The organism is Cellulomonas sp. JZ18 (assembly GCF_009720485.1).
Classification (GTDB): domain Bacteria; phylum Actinomycetota; class Actinomycetes; order Actinomycetales; family Cellulomonadaceae; genus Cellulomonas.
Genome location: NZ_CP045245.1, coordinates 3,323,373 through 3,342,883 on the forward strand (window position 1 = coordinate 3,323,373; position 19,511 = coordinate 3,342,883).

Consider the following 19,511-nt stretch of genomic DNA (forward strand, 5'->3'; position numbering starts at 1 on the left):
GACGTGACCACCACGACCTCGTCGCCCTCACCCACCGCCTCCACGAGCGGTCCTCGCGCCGTCTCGACGCGCTCGACCGCGGTCGCGAGGCGGTCCCAGCCGTCGCCGGGCTCCCCGCCGCGGGGGTGGGCGCGCAGCACGCACACGGCCCCGTCGGCTGCGCTGGCCTCCACGTGCGCGAGCAGCCGGTCGGTCTCGGTGGGCGTCAGGCGCTCGAGGGACGAGCACAGCACCACGTGCCGCCGACCCTGACGCCTGCCGCTCGGCTCCCCGTCGACGTCGACGCGGCCGACGACCGTCGTGCCGACCGCCGGCTGGTGGTGGGCGAAGAAGTCCCGCTGCGCCCCGCCCCACACGAGCACGTGGTCGGCCAGCACGGGGAGGTACGTCTGCCGCGACGGCGAGCCGTGCACGAGCGTGACGACCCGCCACCCGCGCCGTCGGGCGGCGGCGACCACCGGACGCGTGTACGCGTGCCGGTCGTAGTCGACGAGCAGTGCGGGCCGGCCGCGCCAGGCGCACAGCGCCTCGTCCACCACGCGGTACCGGGCGGTCTGGGCCGCGACCAGGTAAGCCCACGCGAGCCGGCCGAAGCGTGGGTCGCGGACGGTGCTCGCCCGCACCGCCGCTACCAGGTCGCGCCAGCGCGCGTGCCGCCACACCGAGCGCACGCCGATCCCGGGCAGGTCCAGGTCGACAGCCACGCCGTCGGCCAGGCGCGCGTCGGCGGCGACGGCCAGCCGCGGGCCGGAGGCCCGCGTCGCCGCGACCACGGCGCGCACGAGCCCCGCGCCGTGCGCCACCGGGTTCGCGGCCGCGAACAACCAGTCCGCGTCGTCCGGCCCCGGACGGGGCGCGGTCTCCGGAGCAGGGCGCCGGCGGCGAGCAGCGCGAGCGCGACCGCCGCCCGCGCGGGGGCGACGCCACGGTCGTGGTCCCCCACGGCCAGCGACGCGACGACCTCCTCCGCCGCGGGATCCGCCGGCACCGTCACCTGCGCCCCCGCGAGCGGGCGGCGCGGCGCACGCGGCGCCAGCGGCTGAGGGCGGACGAGGCCGCAGCGCGCACGAGCGACCCGGCCCAGGCGAGCGACACGCGACCCGTGGGCACGTCCGCTGCGGCTCCGCCGGTGACCGGCTCGTCGCCGGCCGTCGCGCGCAGGTACGCGTCGCCGTGGGTGCGGTCGGGCTCGAGGTACGCCCCCTCGGCCCACTCGTTCCACGCGTTGACGAAGACGAGGCCGTCCGCCCCCGTGCCGACGCCTCCCGCCGACGCGCGGCACGGAGCCACCGCGCGTACAGCTCCGGGCTGCTGCCGACGAATATCGTCGCGCGCTCGCCGCGGCGGGCCGTGTTGTCCCACGCCGGCATGACGCCCGGGTAGCGGACGAAGTCGGGGTCTCGACGACGCGCGAAGCGCCGCGCCACCCGCGGGTAGGAGAGCAGCCGCCCCCGGAAGTCGACCCCGCCGTGGTCCAGGGGGCGCAGTCGCGCGACACCCAGGGTGTTCGACCCGACCGGGGGGAACTCCGCGACCGCGTCGAACCCCAGGTCGTGCGGGCGCAGCCCGCGCACCGTCTCGGTCGCCACGAGGTGCAGCGGCCCGACCCCCGCGGCGTCGGCGGCCGCCCGCCACGTGGCAGCGAGGCGGCGCGGGTCGGGAAGGTCCTCGACCTTGTGGACCAGCAGCACGGCCGCGCCGCGGACACGCAGGTAGCGCGGGTCGGCCAGGTACCGGGCCAGGTCCGCGAAGACCGCGGCCTCGGACTCGGCCGTGTACTCCTGCGCCATGAGCACGTCGCGGGCCTTGCCGTCCCAGCGCCGCGTCCAGTTCTCGTTCGCCCAGGACAGGCAGAACGGCATCGGGACCCCGCCGGCCACGAAGTCGTCCACGGGTCGTTCGAGCAGCCGGTGGCCCGAGAACCAGTAGTAGTAGAAGCAGAACGCGTCGACGCCGTGGTCGAGGGCGAGGCGGCTCTGGCGCGCGAGCACCTCCGGGTCGGTCAGGTCGTACCAGCCCAGGTCCGTCGGCACGCGCGGCTGGTCGTGCCCGGCGAACTGCGGGCGAGCGCGGCGGACGTTGGTCCACTCGGTGAAGCCCTCGCCCCACCACCGGTCGTTCTCGGGGATCGCGTGGAACTGGGGCAGGTAGAACGCGACGGTGCGCGGCAGACCGTCCCGGGGACGACCCCGGCCGCCGTCCTGGCGCCCGTCGAGCTCCCCGCGCTGCCTCGAGGCACTCACTGCGCACGCTCCTCGGTCTTGCGTCCGGTCCAGCGGGCTGCGTCCTGGTTCCGCCGTCGGGCGGAACGCGGTCCCAGCAGGAGCTCGGGGTAGGCCCGGTAGAACGCGAGGCCGGAGCGCAGCTCGTGCTTCCAGTGCAGCCACGACAGCCCGGTGGTCGCACGCTTCCACTCGTGCGTCCACGCGGCGTGGGGGTCCACCACGACGGGCATGCCGTGCCGCCAGGCGCGCAGCCCGAGATCGTGGTCCTCGTAGTAGATGAAGTAGCGCTCGTCCCATCCGCCGAGCCGACGCAGCGCCGCCGTCGGACCGGCCACGGCGGCCCCCATGACCCATGCCACGAACACCGGTTCAGTCGTGGGCGGCACCACGTACGCACTCCGGGCGGCTCTGCCCGGCCACAGGCCCCGGTGGGCGAGCTTGGCGGTGGGGTACGGCAGTCCCCGGCCGTTGGGCTGCACGCTCCCGTCGACCCCGCGCAGCGCCGGCGCGACGAGCGCCCCGTACCGCCTGCTCGTAGCGGCGAGCTGAGCGAACGACGCCGGATCGACCCGCACGTCGGGGTTGACGAACGCGAGCCACTCGCTCTCCGCCACGCGGAGGCCGACGTTGTTCGCGGCACCGAACCCCACGTTGCGCTCCAGGGCGACGACGTCGGCTCCGAGGGCGCGAGCGACGTCCGCGGAGCCGTCCGCCGAGGCGTTGTCGACCACGATCCACCTCGCGCCGGCCAGGTCGACGTCGGACCAGAACTGCCTCAGCTCCGCCGCGTTGTTGTACGTCACGGTCACCAGGGTCCAGTCCGTGCTCATGCCGTCCTCCCACCATGGGCCGACACCCAGAGCGCGCCGGCCAGCAGCGCGAGGGCGCGCGTCCGGGAGACCCGACCGCGGACGACGTCCGCGAGGACGAGCCGTGCGAGGGGCACCGACGCCGCCCCGGCCGCGAAGGCCTCGAGGGTCGCCCGGTCCTCGGGGTCGACGTCGTCGAACCGCTCCACCGCGGCGCGGGCCATCCGCACCCGCCAGGCCCACCTCTCGTCGGCGACGACCTGAAGCGGGCTCGTGCGGCGCCCCGACGCCCCCTGCACGAGGCTCCGCCAGCGCGACGTCATGGACCGCCCCCCTTGCTCCCCCAGGACGTTCGCCCCGTGCTGCACGTACGTCTGCAGCGGCTCCTGCACCGTCACGACACCTCCGGCGAGGTGTGCGCACACCGCGAGCCAGTGGTCGTGGTAGGCCGCCGGCGTCGGTGCGGGGAACGGCAGCGCCGCCCCGAGGACGTCCGGCCTGAGCACCGCGAAGCTGCCCGTCACCTGGTTGTCCGCCAACAGCGCCGAGAGGCGCCTCACGGGTCGTCGCACGGCACGCCCACGCGGCTGCGTCCCGTCGACCGACTCCACCCACGCCTCCCCCTGCACGAGCGCCGCAGGGCCCAGCCTGCAGACGAGGCGAGCGAGCTTGTCGGGCGCCCACACGTCGTCCTGGTCGCTCAGCGCCACCCACGACGCGTCCGCGGGCACCTGCTCGAGCAGTCGCTCGAACTGCCGGTAGTGCCCGACCCGCGGTTCGTCGACGCGCACGTGGAAGCGCTCGTCGTCCCCGACCGTCCCGGCGACCAGCGCGACGACCTCGTCGTCCTTGCCGTCGACTCCGACGACGCACTCCCACTCGGCCAGCGTCTGCTCGCGCAGGGAGACGAGCTGACGCCGGAGGAGCTCGGGATCCGGCCTGTACACGGCCATGCAGATCACCCCGCTCACCTGCCGACCGTCCTCTCGGGGACGGCCCGCCGGGGCCGGGCCGCGGTCTCCAGCCCTCGGAGCGCGACCGCGCCTGCGAGGGCGACCAGCACCGCCACGACGACGCGCACCTCGTGGGGCGGGTCCCAGGCGACGAGGGCGACGACCGCCGCGACCGTGCCGCCGACCACGGGCAGGCGGTGCGCCGTGCCCACCGAGGGGCGCCCTGTGCGGCGGCGCAGCACCTCTGCGGCGACGGACTGCAGCACGTGGAAGGCGACGAGAGCGCAGGCCGCCGCGACCGGGGCGACGACGCCCGCGCGGCTCGCCGCGACGAACGCGCCGAGCGCCAGGAGCAGCGACACCGGTGACGTGACGGCCAGCAGTCCCGTACGTCCCGACGCGAACACGAGGTGGACGTTCGACAGGTACAGCACCGAGACCGGCGCTGCCAGGGCCGCGAGACCGGCTGCTGCCCAGCCGCTCGGTCGCGCGAGCTCCGGCGGGGCGAGGAGGTGCAGCACCCACGGCGCGACCGCAGCGAGCCCGACGGCCAGGCACGCGGCGACCCGCAGCACCGGCCGCGCGGTCCGTGCCACGAACGCCGCCTGGTCCGCGGGAGGCACGGCGTACACGTGCGGAGCCCACGCGTTGTTGAACGCGCCGACGAGAAGGACCGGGACGGTACCGACGAGCAGTGCGAGCTGGCTCTGGCCGGCGACGACAGGGCCGGCCGCGTTCCCTACGAGGAGCACGAGGCACCCCACCACACCGCCGGTCGCGAGCTGGTGCGGCACGGTCGGGAGGGCAATCCGCAGCGCGTGCTCCCACCCACGGCGAGTGGGGGCGGGACGGGCGGAGGCCACGACCACGGCGAGTGCCACCACCGCCACGGCGAGCTGCCCGACGGAGACGGCACCGAGGTAGCGGTCCGCGTGCGCGAGCGTCGCCGACGCCGTCACGAGCCCTGCCACCGGTGGCAGGACGGCCGTGCCGATGCCCAGTGCGACGAACGTGCCCACGCGACGCTCGGCACGCAGCTGCGCCTGGCACAACGTCACGACGGCCAGCCCCGCGCCCGACAGGAGCGCGAGCCGCAGGACGTCGGCCGGGAGCCCGCCGACGCGGATCGGCAGTACCGAGACCCCGAGGACGCCGAACGCCGACAGGACAGCCACGGCTCCGGACCCGAGGACCACGGTGCCCGCGGCTCCGCGCGTGCCCGCGGCCTCGATCAGCGCGTTGCGCGTGATCGCCGCGGGCAGCCCGAGCGCGAGCACGACACCGAGCACCTGGTACGCCGCGACGCCCAGTGCGACGACGCCGTACTCGGCACCGCCGAGCGTTCGCGTGACGAGGGGCGTCACGACGACGGCGCTGACCATCGGCGCGACCGTTGCGGCTGTGTAGAGGAGGCCGTCGCCCAGGATGCCCCCGCGCGGCGAGGCAGCGGCGGCCGTCATGCCACCGTCGGCCGCGGGGCCACCGTCCGCGCCCTCGTCGCGCTCGCCGTCCGGTCCGCGCCGACCACGTCCTCCTGCCGTCGCCTCGTCACCAGTCCGTGCCTGACCACCAGGTACCAGGTGTAGACGACGAAGAGGTTCTCGATCCTCAGCAGGATGCTCTCGGTGTTGAAGTACAGCATCGTCGCCGCGAGGAACGCGACGTCCGCGTACTGGTGGCCGTCGAGCAGCGCGCCCACGGCCCGCCAGTAGAGCACCACGAAGGCGGCGCACAGCAGCACGCCACCGCCGACGAGGAGGTGCAGGTAGGAGTTGTCGACGGTGGTCACCGAGCTGACGACCTCGTCGAACTGCTTGACCGACGTGCCGACCAGGTAGTCCACCGGCCGCACGTGCTCGAGGAACTCGCCGATCAGCATCGGGCGGTAGCTCAGCAGGACGTTCGCCGCCTCGCTGTGCTTGAGGCTGCCGATGTAGAACGACAGCGCCAGGAAGATCACGGGCAGGGACCCTGCAATCCACCGGAACATCGCCGACCGGCCGAGCCGGGGCGTGACGAGCATCAGGAACAGGAAGGCCAGGAAGGAGACGTACCCACCGCGCAGGTCGGTGCGCACGAAGAAGTACGTGGCGGCCGCCGCGGCGGCGACCCAGGCCAGCACCGCGGTACCGCGGCGCAACCGCTTCGTGGCGACGAGCACGAGCAGCGCACAGGCGCCGTACACGAGGTTGTAGAAGAACGGCGCCCCGTTCGTCCCGAAGGTCGCCCGATTCCTGTGGTCGAGGACCTCGTTGTGTGTGATCCCGAGGACCAGGAACACGAGGACGAGCGCCAGCGACCCGAGAGAGCCGAGCAGCACCGCACGCTCGACCTGCTGCTCCGGTACCGCCATGAGCGCGGCGACCATGCACAGGACGAACACATAGGAGAACTGGTCCGTGTTCCTGGCGACCAGGAGGAGCACGGCCGACGAGAGCACCAGCAGCACGATCGGGAGTGCGACGCGGGTGTTGTTGAGCATCATCGCGAAGACGACGAGCGCGAGGACAGACCCACGCACCAGCTGCTTGAGAGACGACTCCTCCGGCACGACCGTCTGGATGAGCACGGCGTTGACCGCGAGAGCAGCGAGACACACCAGCATGACGCGCGACATCGCCGCCGCGCCCATGAGCCGGGCGGACCTCGGGACGGCGCCCGTGAGGCCCCCGTGGTCGTGCAGCACGTCAGCGGCGGTGCTGGGGAGGCAGAGCCGCCTGCTGCCCGCGCAGCTGGGACTCGGTGAAGGTCTCGCCGGGCCACAGCCTCGCCGACTGCCCGGCGCCGGCGAGAACCGCGTCGTCGACAGCAGACGCTGGGGCCACGGTGGGCGTCTGGGCGGTGGGCACGGGCGCACTCACGGACCCTCCTCGCCGCCGCCAGAACCGTGCAGCACCGCGCGACGGCGCCGCCGGAGCGGACTCGTAGCGGTAGTACTCGTACGACTTGCTCGCCTTGCGCGCCTCCCGGTTCAGCACGAGCCCGAGAACGCGCGCCCCCACCGTCTCGAGGGCCTTGATCGACTCCGCCAGCTGCCCGCGGTGCACCGTGCCCGCCCCGACGACGACCAGGGCCCCGCCTGTGAACTTGGCGAGGATCGCGGCGTCGGTGACGGGGAGCAGCGGCGGTGTGTCGACGAGGACCATGTCGTAGCGGGCGGTCAGGTCGCGCAGGACCTGCGCCATCGCGGCGGAGCCGAGCAGCTCGCTGGGGTTGGGCGGGATCTGCCCCGAGGGAAGGACGTGAAGGAACCCGTTCCCCCACGGCTGGACGACGTCGTCGAGGGTCGCGCGTCCGATCAGGACCGTCGTGAGGCCGGCGGCGCTCTCGAGGCCCATGTACCTGCCTACAGCCGGTCGGCGCAGGTCGGCGTCGACGAGCGCGACCCGCGTTCCGGAGTCTGCCAGCGCGATCGCGAGGTTGATGGCGGTCGTCGACTTCCCTTCGGCCGGAACCGACGAGGTGACGATGATCGAGTGCGGTCGATCCGCGATCTCGAGGAACTGCACGTTGGTCCGCAGCCGACGGAACGCCTCGGCACGGGGACTGTGCGGGTCCGACTGGACGATCAGCGGAGCCTTCGGCGCGTCCTCGTCGTAGACGATGGCCCCGACGACCGACGAGTCGGTCACCCGGGCCACGTCGTCCTCTCCACGGACCCGGGTGTCGAGCACCTCTCGCAGGAGCGCCACCGCGAGGCCGAGCACGAGCCCGAGCGCGAGGCCGATGCCGAGGTCCAGCCTGGTGTTCGGACTTGCCGGCCCGGTGGGCACGGTGGCCTCCCGGACGATCGAGATCTTCACCTGGGAGGCCTCGGCCCCGTCCGGCGTCTCGAGCTCGGAGACCACCTCGCGGAACTCGTTGGCGATCGCGTTGGCCTTGGCTGCCGCCAGCGCACCGTCCTCGTCGTACACCGAGATGTTGATCAGCGACGTGTTGACCGGCGCCTCGGCGGAGACGCGCGCCGCCAGGTCCTCCGTCCGCTGGGCGAGGGCGAGGTCGTCGACGACAGGTGCGAGCACGAGCGGCGAGGTGACCAGCTCCCGGTAGGAGGCCACCTGCTGACGCGTGAAGTTCGCGCCCTGCAGGAGGTCATTGCTCGACATGCTGCCCTGGACGGACACGAACAACTGCGTGGTCGCGGAGTACATGGGCGTGCGCGTCAAGGAGAAGACGACGCTCGCGAGCGCGCACAGGAGGGTCAGCACCGCGATCGTCGCCCATCGCTTGCGGACGACGCCCAGATAGTCCTGCAACTCCACGCGCGCTTCCCCCGGTTCGCTCGGACAGGCTTTACGTACTCCATTGTGCCGTGCGCCGAACACCGTCACCGTCCGGGCGCTGCCGGACGGCGCATTCTGCACGAACCGATGAGGGCCCCCCGCTTTCGTGGGAGGCCCTCATCGCGGGCGGTACGCCCGGAAGAACTCAGACGCGCGCGTCCTGGCGGCGCTTGTTCGCGTACACCGCGGCACCGGCGCCGGCGAGCACCAGCGCACCGGCACCCAGCGCGAGCGGCAGGGCGGCGTCGGAACCCGTGACCGCGAGGGCACCGGAACCGCCGCTCGCGGTGCCGCCGGCACCCGAGCCGGCCGCGACCGTGACGGCCTGCGTGCTGAGCACCGCACCGGAGACACCGTCGGTCACGACGAGCGTGAACGAGCCGGCCTGGGACAGGGTCACGGAGAAGGTCGCGACACCCGAGGCGTTCGTCGTCTTCGTCGCGACGCGCGTCCCCGCGATGGAGATCGCGGAGTCCGGGATCGAGGCGGGGTTCGAGGTGATCGTCAGGTTGACCGGCGTGTTCGCCGGGCCCTGGACCGTCACGGTGAACGCGTCGCCGAGGGCCGGCGTCGTGTCCGACACGGTGCCGGTGTTGGTGTAGTCCGCAGCCCCGTAGGCGAAGGCAGCGGTGGGCGCGAGCGCGAGCGCGGCGGCGAGCGCCACCGCGGCAGCCGAACGGCGGTACTTCATGTTCCCCCCCGGGGTGTGGACCTGGATCCCGCTCACGTCGAACCGTCGACGCAGGCGGGTGTCGGTTCGAACACTAACCGTTGGCAGCGCAGGAGGAAACCGCAGTCACGTTCCCGCCCGAATGCGCGAGAGGGGTCGACCGGATCAGGACGTCCCCCTTCTGGTCCGAACGAGTGACCAGGTCGACCACGAGTGTCCGGGTCTGTCCGGGTTCGAACGTCCAGGTCAGGGCCGCGACCGACAGCTCGTCGTGGATCTGCGCGTGGACCGGCGTTTCTTCGGAGTTCACCCGTAGGGACTCCAGGTGCCCATTCTCCGGGACGTACACGAGCGCATTCACGCGCAGCTGCCCCGGCGGCACGATGCGCGCCGGCCCCAGGACGTACTCCGGGAGGTCGTCGACGTTTTCCGGCGGTGCGTAGCGATATGTCCCCCGCACCTGGACGAGCTGCGAGCCGTCCGGGCGGCACTCCACCGCCTCGGCCTCCCAGGCCACGTCGAGGTAGTACCCGACCTTCGCCTGCGTGGCGTCGTTGAGGAAGACGCCGACGACCGGGGAGTCGGCCGCGGAGCCGCGCAGCTCGCCAGCGAGCACGGTGCCCTCCAGCAGCGCCTGCTCGTCCTCGGCCGCGGACCACACCATGAGGCGCCCCTGGCGCGCCGCCTCGGCGAGCGCGTCCACGGCGGCGGCCGGGTCCCCCTGCCCACCGGCGACGGCCGCGAAGACGGCTGCTGCGGTCGCCGCGAAGTAGGCGTCCTGGGCTCGCGGGTCCTCGATGTCGAGGTACACCTGGTTGAGCAGGCGCGCCGCCGCGTCGTCGGCCGTGAGCGCTCCCCCCGTCGGGAGGGCGACGGGACCGGTGGCCCGCAGGACGAGCGCCAGCGTCCCCGGGTCGACCGACAGCACGCCGTCGACCTCCGCCCCGACCTCCTGCTGCCAGATGCGCTGCGCGATCCGCGCCGAGCGCGGGAAGTCGGGCGTGAAGTTGACGTCGCGCATGTCGGTGGCGAGCAGCGGGCCGAACAGGTCCTGCTCGGCGGGCGTCAGCTCCACCACGGGCTGAGCCAGACCCGCGAGCTCGCCGCCCGTCCGCTGCTCCACGACCTCGATGGCCCCGTCCTGCACGCGCAGCAGCAGCACGGCGCCCGCGATGCCGCCCGTCGCGCGCGGCTCGGCGTTGTTCTGCACGAGGACGAGGTACTGCCGCGGCCCCTCGGCGCCGAGCATCGCGGGCAGCAGCTGCACCGCGCGCGACGCCGTGGCCGTGTCCGCGGCGACGGCGGCGACCTTGTCCCGCAGCTCGTCGACCGGCGCGGCGATCTGCTCGAGCAGCTCGGCGGAGTCGATCGCGGCGAGCTGTTCCACCGCCCCGCGGACCGCGCCGTCGGCGGCGGTGACCTGCGGAGCGATCGCGGCGATCGGCGCCACGTCGAGCCGTCCGTCGACCGGGGCCAGCGCCGCGGGGTCGACGACGGCCGTCGCCTGCACGAGCGGCGGGAGCGCGCGCTGCGCGAGGTCGTCGACCACGGACGCGACCGTCTGCACCGCGCTCACGTTCGGCCCGGCCCACGGCAGTGCGCGCGCGACCGACCACAGCGGGCCGTCCGTGCGCTCGCGCGCCTCGGCGGCGTGCTCCTGCAGGCCCGGCACGACCGCCTCGGCCCCGGCGACGTCGCCGGCGGTGACGAGCTCCTGCATCCGGGAGACGTCGTCGGCGGCCGCCATCAGGGCGTCCCGGGCCTGCAGCGCGTCGCGCACGAACCACGCCCCCAGCGCCACGACGACCAGCAGCACACCGAGCGTCACCAGCAGCGCGACGCGCAGCGGCCGGCGGGAGCGCGCGCCGCGGGTCCCGCGACGTGGGCGCCCCGACGACGTCGGCACCGGCGGCGCGCCCGCCGGGACCGACGGGGTCCCCCACTGCTCGCCCCACCCGGGATGTGCCACGCGTCCCCCACGCCTCGCCTGCGGCGTGCTCCGGACGGGGCACGCGCCGCCCGCGATGCTAACCGTCCGGCAGGATGTGCCCTCATGACGACGCCCCCCGACCCCGCCCGCGTCCTCACCGTCTGCACGGGCAACATCTGCCGCTCCCCCGCGGTCGAGCGCCTGCTGCGCCTGCGCCTGGCGGGCACGGACGTGGTGGTGGAGTCGGCGGGCACGCGGGCCGTGGTCGGCGCGGCGGTGAGCCCGCCGATGGTGCCGCTCATCACCGGGGCGGGCGCGGACGCCGACGGGTTCGCGGCCCGCCAGCTGACGCCCGCGGTGCTGCGGGACGTCGACCTGGTGCTCACCCTCACGCGCGCCCACCGCTCGGCGGTGGTCGAGCACGCGCCCGCGATGGTCCGTCGCACGTTCACGCTGCTCGAGCTGGCGCGGCTGCTGCGGCACGTCGACCCGGCCGCCCTCGCCGCGGCCGGGTCGACCCCGGGCGAGCGGGTGCGTGCCCTGCCGGCCCTCGCCGCCGGGGTGCGGCACCTGGCGGGGCCCGGCGAGGACGACGTGGTCGACCCCATCGGCCAGTCGGACGCGGTCTACCGGGCGTCCTTCCAGGCCCTCGCACCGGCCGTCGACGCGGTCGCGGACGCCCTGGTCACGGCCGCGCGCTGACCCCGGCGGCTAGCATCGGCACGTGCGCGCCCTCCTCGACGTCCTCCTGCACCCCCAGCGCACGCCGCCCCCGCCGCTGGACGTCGACCTGGGACGGGTCATGGCCGGGGGCACGGGCCTGTGGGTCGTGGCGCTCCTGGTCGTGACGGCCCTGTGGGCCCTCGACATCGCGACGACCGACGCCGTGCTGGTGTGCGGCGCCGGCGCCCTCGTCGGTGTGGCGGGCGTCGAGTGGTCCCGCCGGCACGGCCGCCTCGCCTCCGACGGCTCGGGCGCCACGCTCGGCCCGGACGGCGCCACCGACCGCTGAGCCCGGCGGTCCCGCCCCGGCTCAGCCCAGGAACACCTGCGCGCACAGCCAGCCGCGCGGTCCCTCGGTGCACCCGACGCCGATCTGCCGGTACGACGTGCGCAGGATGTTCGCCCGGTGCCCCGAGGAGCCCATCCAGCCGGTGACGGCCGCCTCCGCGGTCCGGTAGCCGAGCGACAGGTTCTCCCCCACGGTGCCGACGCCGCAGGCGGCGACGATCGGCTGCAGCGGGTCGTGCTCGAACCGCCCCTGGGCCACCAGCACCGCCGTGCGCTGCAGCGCCTGCTGCGCCGCGCAGGCCGACACGGCGAGGTCGCCGAGCCCGGCGGCGCGACGCTCGGCGTTCGTGAGCTCGACGATCCGGGCGGCCATCGCGTCGGCCGGCGCCGACGGGGCGGCCGCCGCCGCCCGCGGTGCCGCCGCCGGCTCCTGGGCGCGCGGTGCGGGCCCCGCCGCCGGTGCCGGCGCGGCCTCGGGCGCGGGGTCGGGAGCCGGCGGTGCGGCGGCCGGTTCGGGCGTCACGGTGGGCGCGGCGGCCGGTGCCTGCGTCGGCGCGGGCGTCGGCGCCGCCGTCGCGGAGGCGGTCGGGGTGGCGGCCGGGGTGGCGGTCGGCACCTCGTCGCGGGTCGCGCTGCGCGACGCCGCACCGCGGTCCCGGTCCACCAGGTCGACGGTGGCCGTCACCACCTCGGCCGGGCCCTGGGCCACCGGCGCGACCGCGACGACCAGACCGGACGCCACGGCCACGACGCCGAGCGGTGCGAGCCGCCGGGCCCACCGCCCCTGCCTGCGTCGCCGCTGCTGCCAGCGGCGGATCTCGCGTCGGCGGACCTCGGGGGAGTCGGGCACGACAGGGACGTTACCGGAACGTGACCTTTCGGGGTCAACCGGACACGTCGGGCAGCCGGCGCGGCTCAGCAGCACCGCCCCTGCGGGGCGCGGTCCTGGCGGTCGGTGCGGTCGCGCCAGAACTCCCGCGCGGTGAGCACACCCGGGTCCCCCGGCGCCCGGCCGTGCTCGGCCTGGTGCTCGAGGTACCGCTCGTAGGCGTCCTCCCCCAGCAGCGCGCGCACGAACCAGCGCACCCCGCGCCGTCGCCCGCGAGCGGCGGGCGCCGGCGCCGTCACGCGTCGCGCCGCGCTCACCCGTGGCTCCGCACGCGCGGACGTGGGTGCGCGGCCTCGTGCGCGTGCCACGCCGCCTCGAGCTCCTTCTCGGGCCGCGTCGGCAGCAGCCCGGCGGGCGCCCAGATCCGCGAGGGCGTCGGCGGCAGCTCCGCGCTCGGCGCGCCACCGCGCCGCAGCGACCCGTACGTCGCCCACGCGGCGCTGAGGATGACGACGATCGCGAGGGTCACGAACACGACCGACAGCACGCCCTGGATCATCGTGTTGCGTACGACCGCCTGCATCGCCTCGACGCTCGTCGCCGTGCCGAAGCTCGTCTCCCCCGCGTCCAGCGCGTCCCGGAACGCGCGGTGCTGCGCGAAGTACCCGATCGCGGGGACGGGCGAGAAGATCTTCTGGAACGACGCCGTGATCGTCACGGCGGCCGCGAACCCGAGCGGCAGCAGCACGACCCACAGGTACCGGGCGGCGCCCTGCTTCGCGACGATCGCCATGCAGACCGCGAGCGCGATGGCCGCGAGCAGCTGGTTCGCGATGCCGAACAGCGGGAACAGCGTGTTGATGCCGCCGAGCGGGTCCGTCACGCCCATGAGCAGCACGGCCCCCCACGCGCCGACCATCACCCCGGTGGCGATCCACGCGCCCACCCGCCAGGACGTGTCGCGGAAGCGGGGGACGACGTTGCCGATGCTGTCCTGCAGCATGAACCGCGCGACGCGGGTGCCGGCGTCGACGGCGGTGAGGATGAACAGCGCCTCGAACATGATCGCGAAGTGGTACCAGAACGCCATCATCCCGGACCCGCCGACGACCTGCTGCATGATGTGCGCGAGCCCCACCGACAGCGTCGGCGCGCCCCCGGTGCGGGACACGATCGTCTCCTCGCCGACGTCCTCGGCGGTCTGCGTGAGCGCCTCGGGCGTCAGGTCGACGCCGGTCAGGCCGAGCCCGTTGACGAACGCGACGGCACCCTCCACCGTGCCCCCGGTGGCCGCGGCCGAGGAGTTCATCGCGAAGTAGATGCCGCGGTCGATGGACAGCGCGGCGACGAGCGCCATGATCGCCACGAACGACTCCATGAGCATGCCGCCGTACCCGATGAGCCGCGTCTGCCGCTCCTTCTCGACGAGCTTGGGCGTCGTGCCGGACGCGATGAGCGCGTGGAACCCCGACAGTGCGCCGCACGCGATGGTCACGAACAGGAACGGGAACAGCGACCCGGCGACCACCGGCCCGGTGCCGGTCGCCGCGAACTCGCTGACCGCGGGCACCTCCAGCACGGGCCGCACCAGCACGATCGCGACGGCGAGCATGACGATCGTGCCGATCTTCATGAACGTCGACAGGTAGTCGCGCGGCGCGAGCAGCAGCCACACCGGCAGCACGGCGGCGACGAACCCGTACACGACGATGCCCCAGGCGATGGTCGTGCGGTCGAGGGTGAACAGCTCGGCGCCCCACGCCGTCTCGGCGATCATCCCGCCGCCGACGATGGCGGCCAGCAGCAGCACGAAGCCGATGACCGACACCTCGGCGACCTTGCCCGGGCGCAGGAACCGCAGGTAGACGCCCATGAGCAGCGCGATCGGGATCGTCATCGCGACGGAGAACACGCCCCACGGGCTCTCGGCGAGGGCGTTGACGACCACCAGCGCGAGGATCGCGACGATGATCACCATGATGACGAGCGTCGCGAGCAGCGCCGCCGTGCCGCCGACCACGCCGAGCTCGTCGCGCGCCATCTGCCCGAGCGACCGCCCGCCGCGGCGCATCGAGAAGAACAGCACCAGGTAGTCCTGCACCGCCCCGGCGAGGACGACGCCGACGATGATCCAGATCGTCCCGGGCAGGTAGCCCATCTGCGCCGCCAGCACCGGACCGACGAGCGGCCCGGCGCCCGCGATGGCCGCGAAGTGGTGGCCGAAGAGCACGCGCCGGTCGGTCGTGACGAAGTCCTTGCCGTCCGCCTGGCTCTCGGCGGGCGTCGCGCGCCGGTCGTCCGGGCGCAGCAGGTGCTTCTCGATGTACCGCGAGTAGAAGCGGTACGCGACGAGGTACGTGCAGACGGCGGCGAACACGAACCAGATCGCGTTGACCGTCTCGCCCCGCACCACCGCGATGACCACCCACGCGACCCCGCCGAGCAGCGCGACCGCCGCCCAGACCGCGATCCGCAGCGGTGTCCACCGGCGGTGCTCCGCCTCGACCGCGGCCTCGTCCAGCGCCACCGGCGGCAGGGCCGGGTCCTGCTCCAGCACCGCTCCCCCGCCGCCCCCTGCACCGCGCTGCCCACGTCCGGCCACGTCATCTCCCCCTCGAGACGGTCCTCGGCACCTCGTCTCGCACCCTAACGACGGCGTGCGGAAGCGCGCGGTGAGCGAGCCTGCGGCTCCGGGACGGGGTCGACGCGGTCAGCCGAGCAGGACGTCGAGGACCGCGTCCCCGCGCCCCGGGTCCACGAGCAGCGCCTCGAGGACCGCGCGCAGGTGCCACGCGCCGACGGATGCCGCGAGCGCGGCGGCGAGACCGGCCAGGTGCACGGCGTGCACGCGCGCGTCGGCACCGGTGCCCTCGACCCACCACTCGACCGGCTCCCCGTCGACCCGCAGGTCGTCGTGCCGCTCCCAGGACGCGGGGCGCCGGGCAGCAGGTCCGCGACCTCGGCGGGCACCGGCTCGGTCTCCCCCGGGTCGTCGACCACCCCCGCCGCGCGGTCGGACGCGCACGGCAGGTCGAGCCGGTCGGCCACGAGGCGGGCGTCCGCCGCGGCGCCCGGCGGGACGGGGACGACGGCGCCGACGTCCCGGCGCTGCCACCAGGCGGGCGAGTCCGCGACCACCGCACCGGCCGCCTGGGCGACGACCGCGTCCGCGCCGTCCGTGAGGGCGACGACGACGTCCGGCGCGAGGGTGCCCGCCACGTCCGCGGACGCCCACGCGCGCCACACCGCACCCGCCACGGCCGGCGCCACGCGCGTGCCGGCCGGGCCGAGCCGGTCGAGCACCTCGTCCCAGTCGGCCGGGCCCAGCTCCGCCAGCGCGCCGACGCCGCCGAGCGCGCGCAGCACGTCCGGGTCCAGGTGCGCGTACGCGGCGGGCGCCGCGGGCAGCAGGCCGGCCGGCGCGTCCGACCCGGGCAGCGCGAACACCGCCGGCAGGGAGGGCTCCACGCGCGTGCGCAGCCACCACGCCGCGTAGGACGGCAGCGGCACGGACGAGCCCTCGGCCCGCACGGGCGTGAGCAGCGCCGCGCGCAGGTGCGGCCGGGCCGCGACGTGCGCGAGCACGTCCGGCCAGGCGTCCTCCACGACCGCGTCGAGGTCGGCGACGGCGTCGACGTCCCCGACGTACAGCCCCGCGCCCACGGCGTCCGCGAGGTGGTCGACGTACTCGGACCAGCCGTCGAGCGACGCCGCGGCGAGCGCGGCCGGGTCGTCGGGGTCGTCGTCCGCGAGGACGCCCGTCACCACGTCGGGCACCCGCGTGACGACGAGGTCGTGGCGGACGCCCACCGCGGTCAGCACGGCCGGGCCCCACCGGTCGAGCTCGTCCACCGCGACCGGCGCCAGCACCCGGTCGTCCAGCAGCCCCGCCGCGGGCGAGCCGGGCAGCACGAGGCCGTGCGCCGGCGACGGCTCCCCGTCCGCCGCCGTGAGCGTCAGCAGCCCGAGCCACGCCGCCGCCGCGTGCCCGGCGACGTCCGCGCCGACGGGCCCGTCCGCGTCCCGCACGTCCGGCAGCGCGGCCACCAGGTCGAGCACGGCGTCGGTCACCGCCCGGGCGTGCACGAGGTCGTCGTCGTCCGCCTGCGCGAGCACCGCCGCGCGCACGGCCCGGTGCACGAGCAGCGCCGCCGCGTCCGGCCGGTCCGCGCCCAGGCGCACGAGCAGCGGACGGGCGGCCCGGGGGTCGACGACGCGCAGGCCGCCGGCCCGCAGCACCGCGAGCGTGCCGGGCGCGAGCGCGGCGGCGAGGTCCGGGTCGAGCACGACGGTCCCCCGGGCGCCGCGGACCGTGCGTCCGTCGGCCAGCGGCACCGGCAGCGCGGCGAGGGACTCGCGCGTGCGCGGGTCGGCCGCCGCCGGCTCGAGCGCGTCGTAGAGCGCGGACCAGTCGAGGCCGTCGCCCGCGGGCAGCTCGTCGACGACCTCGGCCAGCGTGCGCTCCTCCACGCCGAGCGCACGGGCGGCGGCGCGCCCGGCGGCCGGCACCTGCACGAGGCCCGCGACCACGGCGCCCAGCGCCTCGACGGCGGGGGCGTCGGTCAGGTCGGTCAGCAGCGTGGCGCGGCGGGGCTCGACGAGGCCACCCCCTGCCGCCGGCGTCAGCAGGGGGGCGCCCGCGAGCAGCCGCAGGACCCGCTCGCGCAGGGCCGCGTCGACCGGACCGGCGGGCAGACCCGTCGGGACGAGGTCGAGCACGTCGCGCCCCTGCGACGCGAGGCGGGTCAGCAGCGCCGCGTACCCGTCGGCGGCGAGGTCCAGCACGGCGTCGGCGAGAGGTCCGGGGGCGACGTGCCGCCGCGACGGGTCCAGCGGGAGCGTCGCGACGAGCAGCGCGGGCAGCGACAGCGGCTCGTCGGTCGGGGTCGGGGCGTGGACGACGCCGGGCGGGCGGACGGCGGCCCCCGGGCGCGGCACCGCCCACGTCACGCGCCACCGGCGGGCCGTGCGCTCCTCGACGGGCCGGTCGGCGAGCAGCGCGAGCGGCAGCTCCCCCTCCGCGGTGCCGAGGTGCCACCGGGACGCCACGTCCGCGACCCTGCGGGGCGGCGCGTCGTCGTCCTCGAGGACGACCTCGACGAGACCCGGCAGCGCGAGCAGCAGCGGGTCGTCCACCGTGGCGAGCTGCCGGCGGACCTCGTCGACGGACGCGGCGTCGCGCAGCGTGAGCACGACGGCCGTGTCGTAGCCCGTCGGCGGACGGTCGGGCGCGTCCCACGGCAGACGCAGCGCGGGCAGCGAGCCCTCCCGGCGCGCCACCTCCGCGGCGAGCTCCGGACGCCCCTGCGCGGCCTGCGCGGCCGCGGTCTCGTCGACGACGGCCCGCGTCGCCGCGAGCGAGAAGCGCACCGCACCGCTCGTCGACGCCACGACGACCTCGTCCGCGACCGCACGCACCGCCGCGAAGCCGACGCCGAACCGGCCGACCGTCGTCGGCGCCGCGTCGCGCTTCGCGGACGCCCGCATCGACGCGAGGGAGGCGACGCCGGCGGCGTCGAGCGGTGCGCCGGTGTTCGCCGCGACGAGGGTCCACGTGCCCGCGTCGTCCCGGGTCAGGCGCAGCAGCAGCCGGCCAGGGACGCCGGCGCGCACCGCCGCGTCGGCGGCGTTCTGCGCGAGCTCGACGACGACCCGGTCGCGGTAGTACCCGCGGGCGTGGTCCTCCTCGGTGTTGGCGTCCTCGCGCAGCCGTGCGGGCGAGGCCCGCCACGCCTCCAGCACGGTGCCGCGCAGCGCGGCCGTGCCGAAGACGTCGGCGGTCACCGGGAGGTGTCGCCGTCGCCCTCCGGCGCGGCGGCCTCCTCCACGGGGACCGGCGGCAGCGCGGCGTCCTCGTCGGACGGGACGTCCTCGGTGACGGGGACGTCGGTGCCCGGCGCGGGCGTGGTCTCGCCCGTCACGGCGTCGCCGGCGTCGTCCGCGGCGTCGACCGGGGCCTCCTCGGCGGGGACCTCGGCCTCCTCGGCCGGGGCCGCGGCGTCCTCCGCGGGGGCCGTTGCCGCCACGACGACCGGCGCGGGGGCGTCGGCGGCGCGGTCCACGATCTCCACGCTCGTCTCGTCGACCAGCGGGTCGGGCGACGGCCACTCCGACGGCCCCTGCTCGACGTCCGTCTCCGAGTGGGCACCGCACCCGTGGTCGAGGCTGACGACCTTGCCGTCGTCCGGCGACCACGCGTTCGCGCACACCCCGAACACCGTGCCGAGCGAGCCCTGCAGCGGCACGAGGAACCCGCAGGACGCGCACGCCGCGCTCGACGCCACCGCGCCCGGGCTCGTCGGCCCGTGCGACCCGCGGTACCAGCGCTCGGCGGCCTCGTCGCGCCCCTGCGGCGACAGCACGCGCACGCGGGCGAGCGCGAGCTCGTCGATCGCGACCTCGTCCAGCTCGGGGTCACCCGTGGGCGTCCAGCCCGGCTCGAGACGCGGGTCGTCGGGGCGGAACGGCAGGACGTCGCCCGGACCGATGTCACCGGGACGCAGCCGCTCCGACCACGGCACCCACGGCCGCGGCAGGATCGCGTCCTCGCCCGGCAGCAGCTCCGCCTCGCACACGGTCGCGGTGCGCCCGCGCGGCACGCGCGCGACGGTCACCGTCCACGCCCACCCCCGGTACCCGCGCGCCGTGCAGGCGAAGCGGTGGGAGACGAGGCGCTCGGACTCGCGCACCGCGCCGAGGTACTCGCCGACGTGCTCGGGCTCCTCGGCGATCTCGACGGCGACGGCGCGCGCGAGGTCGACCGCGCGCTCGAGGACGGCGTCCTTGACAGCGGCGGGCACG

General features: G+C 75.6%; 15 protein-coding genes and 1 pseudogene. 2 read left to right on the forward strand and 14 right to left on the reverse strand.

The features are described 5' to 3' along the window. Positions 1-990: 990 nt before the first annotated feature. The 9 genes and pseudogenes from GC089_RS20185 to GC089_RS15000 all read right to left on the reverse strand — a co-directional run bounded on the left by GC089_RS20185 (position 991) and on the right by GC089_RS15000 (position 10,909). Positions 991-1,362, reverse strand: a complete 372-nt coding sequence (locus GC089_RS20185) for a glycoside hydrolase family 99-like domain-containing protein (protein WP_370514119.1) — start codon at positions 1,360-1,362, stop codon at positions 991-993. Further along, positions 1,275-2,243: pseudogene (locus GC089_RS20190) on the reverse strand (glycoside hydrolase family 99-like domain-containing protein); the annotation flags it as partial. The gene GC089_RS20185 and the pseudogene GC089_RS20190, both read right to left, overlap by 88 nt. Further along, positions 2,240-3,055 (reverse strand): glycosyltransferase, encoded by an 816-nt coding sequence (locus tag GC089_RS14970; RefSeq protein WP_155378315.1) that lies wholly within the window; start codon positions 3,053-3,055, stop codon positions 2,240-2,242. The pseudogene GC089_RS20190 and the gene GC089_RS14970, both read right to left, overlap by 4 nt. After that, entirely contained in the window at positions 3,052-3,987 is a 936-nt protein-coding gene (locus tag GC089_RS14975) for a glycosyltransferase (protein WP_155378316.1), read from the reverse strand. Before GC089_RS14975 ends, GC089_RS14970 begins: the two co-directional genes overlap by 4 nt. A gap of 14 nt (positions 3,988-4,001) precedes the next feature. Continuing rightward, on the reverse strand, positions 4,002-5,369 hold the full coding sequence (locus GC089_RS14980; protein WP_155378317.1) for a lipopolysaccharide biosynthesis protein: 1,368 nt from the start codon (positions 5,367-5,369) through the stop codon (positions 4,002-4,004). 74 nt (positions 5,370-5,443) lie between these two features. Further along, positions 5,444-6,673, reverse strand: coding sequence for a hypothetical protein (locus GC089_RS14985; protein WP_155378318.1), 1,230 nt, complete (start codon positions 6,671-6,673; stop codon positions 5,444-5,446). A 1-nt stretch (position 6,674) separates the two neighbouring features. Then, complete coding sequence (locus tag GC089_RS14990; protein WP_155378319.1) at positions 6,675-8,249, reverse strand: polysaccharide biosynthesis tyrosine autokinase; 1,575 nt, start codon at positions 8,247-8,249, stop codon at positions 6,675-6,677. A 166-nt stretch (positions 8,250-8,415) separates the two neighbouring features. Next, positions 8,416-8,997 (reverse strand): peptidase, encoded by a 582-nt coding sequence (locus GC089_RS14995; protein ID WP_230684850.1) that lies wholly within the window; start codon positions 8,995-8,997, stop codon positions 8,416-8,418. A 37-nt stretch (positions 8,998-9,034) separates the two neighbouring features. Continuing rightward, positions 9,035-10,909, reverse strand: coding sequence for a DUF4012 domain-containing protein (locus tag GC089_RS15000; protein WP_155378320.1), 1,875 nt, complete (start codon positions 10,907-10,909; stop codon positions 9,035-9,037). A gap of 84 nt (positions 10,910-10,993) precedes the next feature. On the opposite strand from GC089_RS15000, the gene GC089_RS15005 reads away from it, so the two are divergent. Beyond that, positions 10,994-11,572: a low molecular weight phosphatase family protein gene (locus GC089_RS15005; protein ID WP_155378321.1), complete on the forward strand. Its 579-nt coding sequence runs from the start codon at positions 10,994-10,996 to the stop codon at positions 11,570-11,572. 22 nt (positions 11,573-11,594) lie between these two features. Beyond that, positions 11,595-11,882 (forward strand): DUF2530 domain-containing protein, encoded by a 288-nt coding sequence (locus GC089_RS15010; RefSeq protein WP_230684851.1) that lies wholly within the window; start codon positions 11,595-11,597, stop codon positions 11,880-11,882. A 21-nt stretch (positions 11,883-11,903) separates the two neighbouring features. On the opposite strand, the gene GC089_RS15015 is transcribed toward GC089_RS15010, so the two are convergent. From GC089_RS15015 to GC089_RS15035, 5 genes are all read right to left on the reverse strand, one after another. Next, positions 11,904-12,731, reverse strand: coding sequence for a CAP domain-containing protein (locus GC089_RS15015; protein WP_155378322.1), 828 nt, complete (start codon positions 12,729-12,731; stop codon positions 11,904-11,906). Between the two features lie 65 nt (positions 12,732-12,796). Next, the gene (locus tag GC089_RS15020) at positions 12,797-13,027 is read right to left on the reverse strand and encodes a CstA-like transporter-associated (seleno)protein (protein ID WP_370514018.1); all 231 of its coding nucleotides are present in this window, start codon (positions 13,025-13,027) and stop codon (positions 12,797-12,799) included. Continuing rightward, on the reverse strand, positions 13,024-15,312 hold the full coding sequence (locus tag GC089_RS15025) for a carbon starvation CstA family protein (protein WP_196250723.1): 2,289 nt from the start codon (positions 15,310-15,312) through the stop codon (positions 13,024-13,026). The genes GC089_RS15020 and GC089_RS15025 overlap by 4 nt, the downstream gene beginning before the upstream one ends. A 44-nt stretch (positions 15,313-15,356) precedes the next feature. Then, complete coding sequence (locus GC089_RS15030; RefSeq protein WP_230684852.1) at positions 15,357-18,494, reverse strand: sacsin N-terminal ATP-binding-like domain-containing protein; 3,138 nt, start codon at positions 18,492-18,494, stop codon at positions 15,357-15,359. Beyond that, on the reverse strand, positions 18,491-19,510 hold the full coding sequence (locus tag GC089_RS15035; RefSeq protein WP_155378323.1) for a DUF3027 domain-containing protein: 1,020 nt from the start codon (positions 19,508-19,510) through the stop codon (positions 18,491-18,493). The genes GC089_RS15030 and GC089_RS15035 overlap by 4 nt, the downstream gene beginning before the upstream one ends. Position 19,511: the final 1 nt, after the last annotated feature.

Excerpts from the sequence above, each read along its gene's own strand:
- GC089_RS14970 (WP_155378315.1), bottom strand. The coding sequence starts at position 3,055 with ATGAGCACGGACTGGACCCTGGTGACCGTGACGTACAACAACGCGGCG.
- GC089_RS14975 (WP_155378316.1), bottom strand. The coding sequence starts at position 3,987 with ATGGCCGTGTACAGGCCGGATCCCGAGCTCCTCCGGCGTCAGCTCGTC.
- GC089_RS14980 (WP_155378317.1), bottom strand. The coding sequence starts at position 5,369 with ATGGTCAGCGCCGTCGTCGTGACGCCCCTCGTCACGCGAACGCTCGGC.
- GC089_RS15005 (WP_155378321.1), top strand. The coding sequence starts at position 10,994 with ATGACGACGCCCCCCGACCCCGCCCGCGTCCTCACCGTCTGCACGGGC.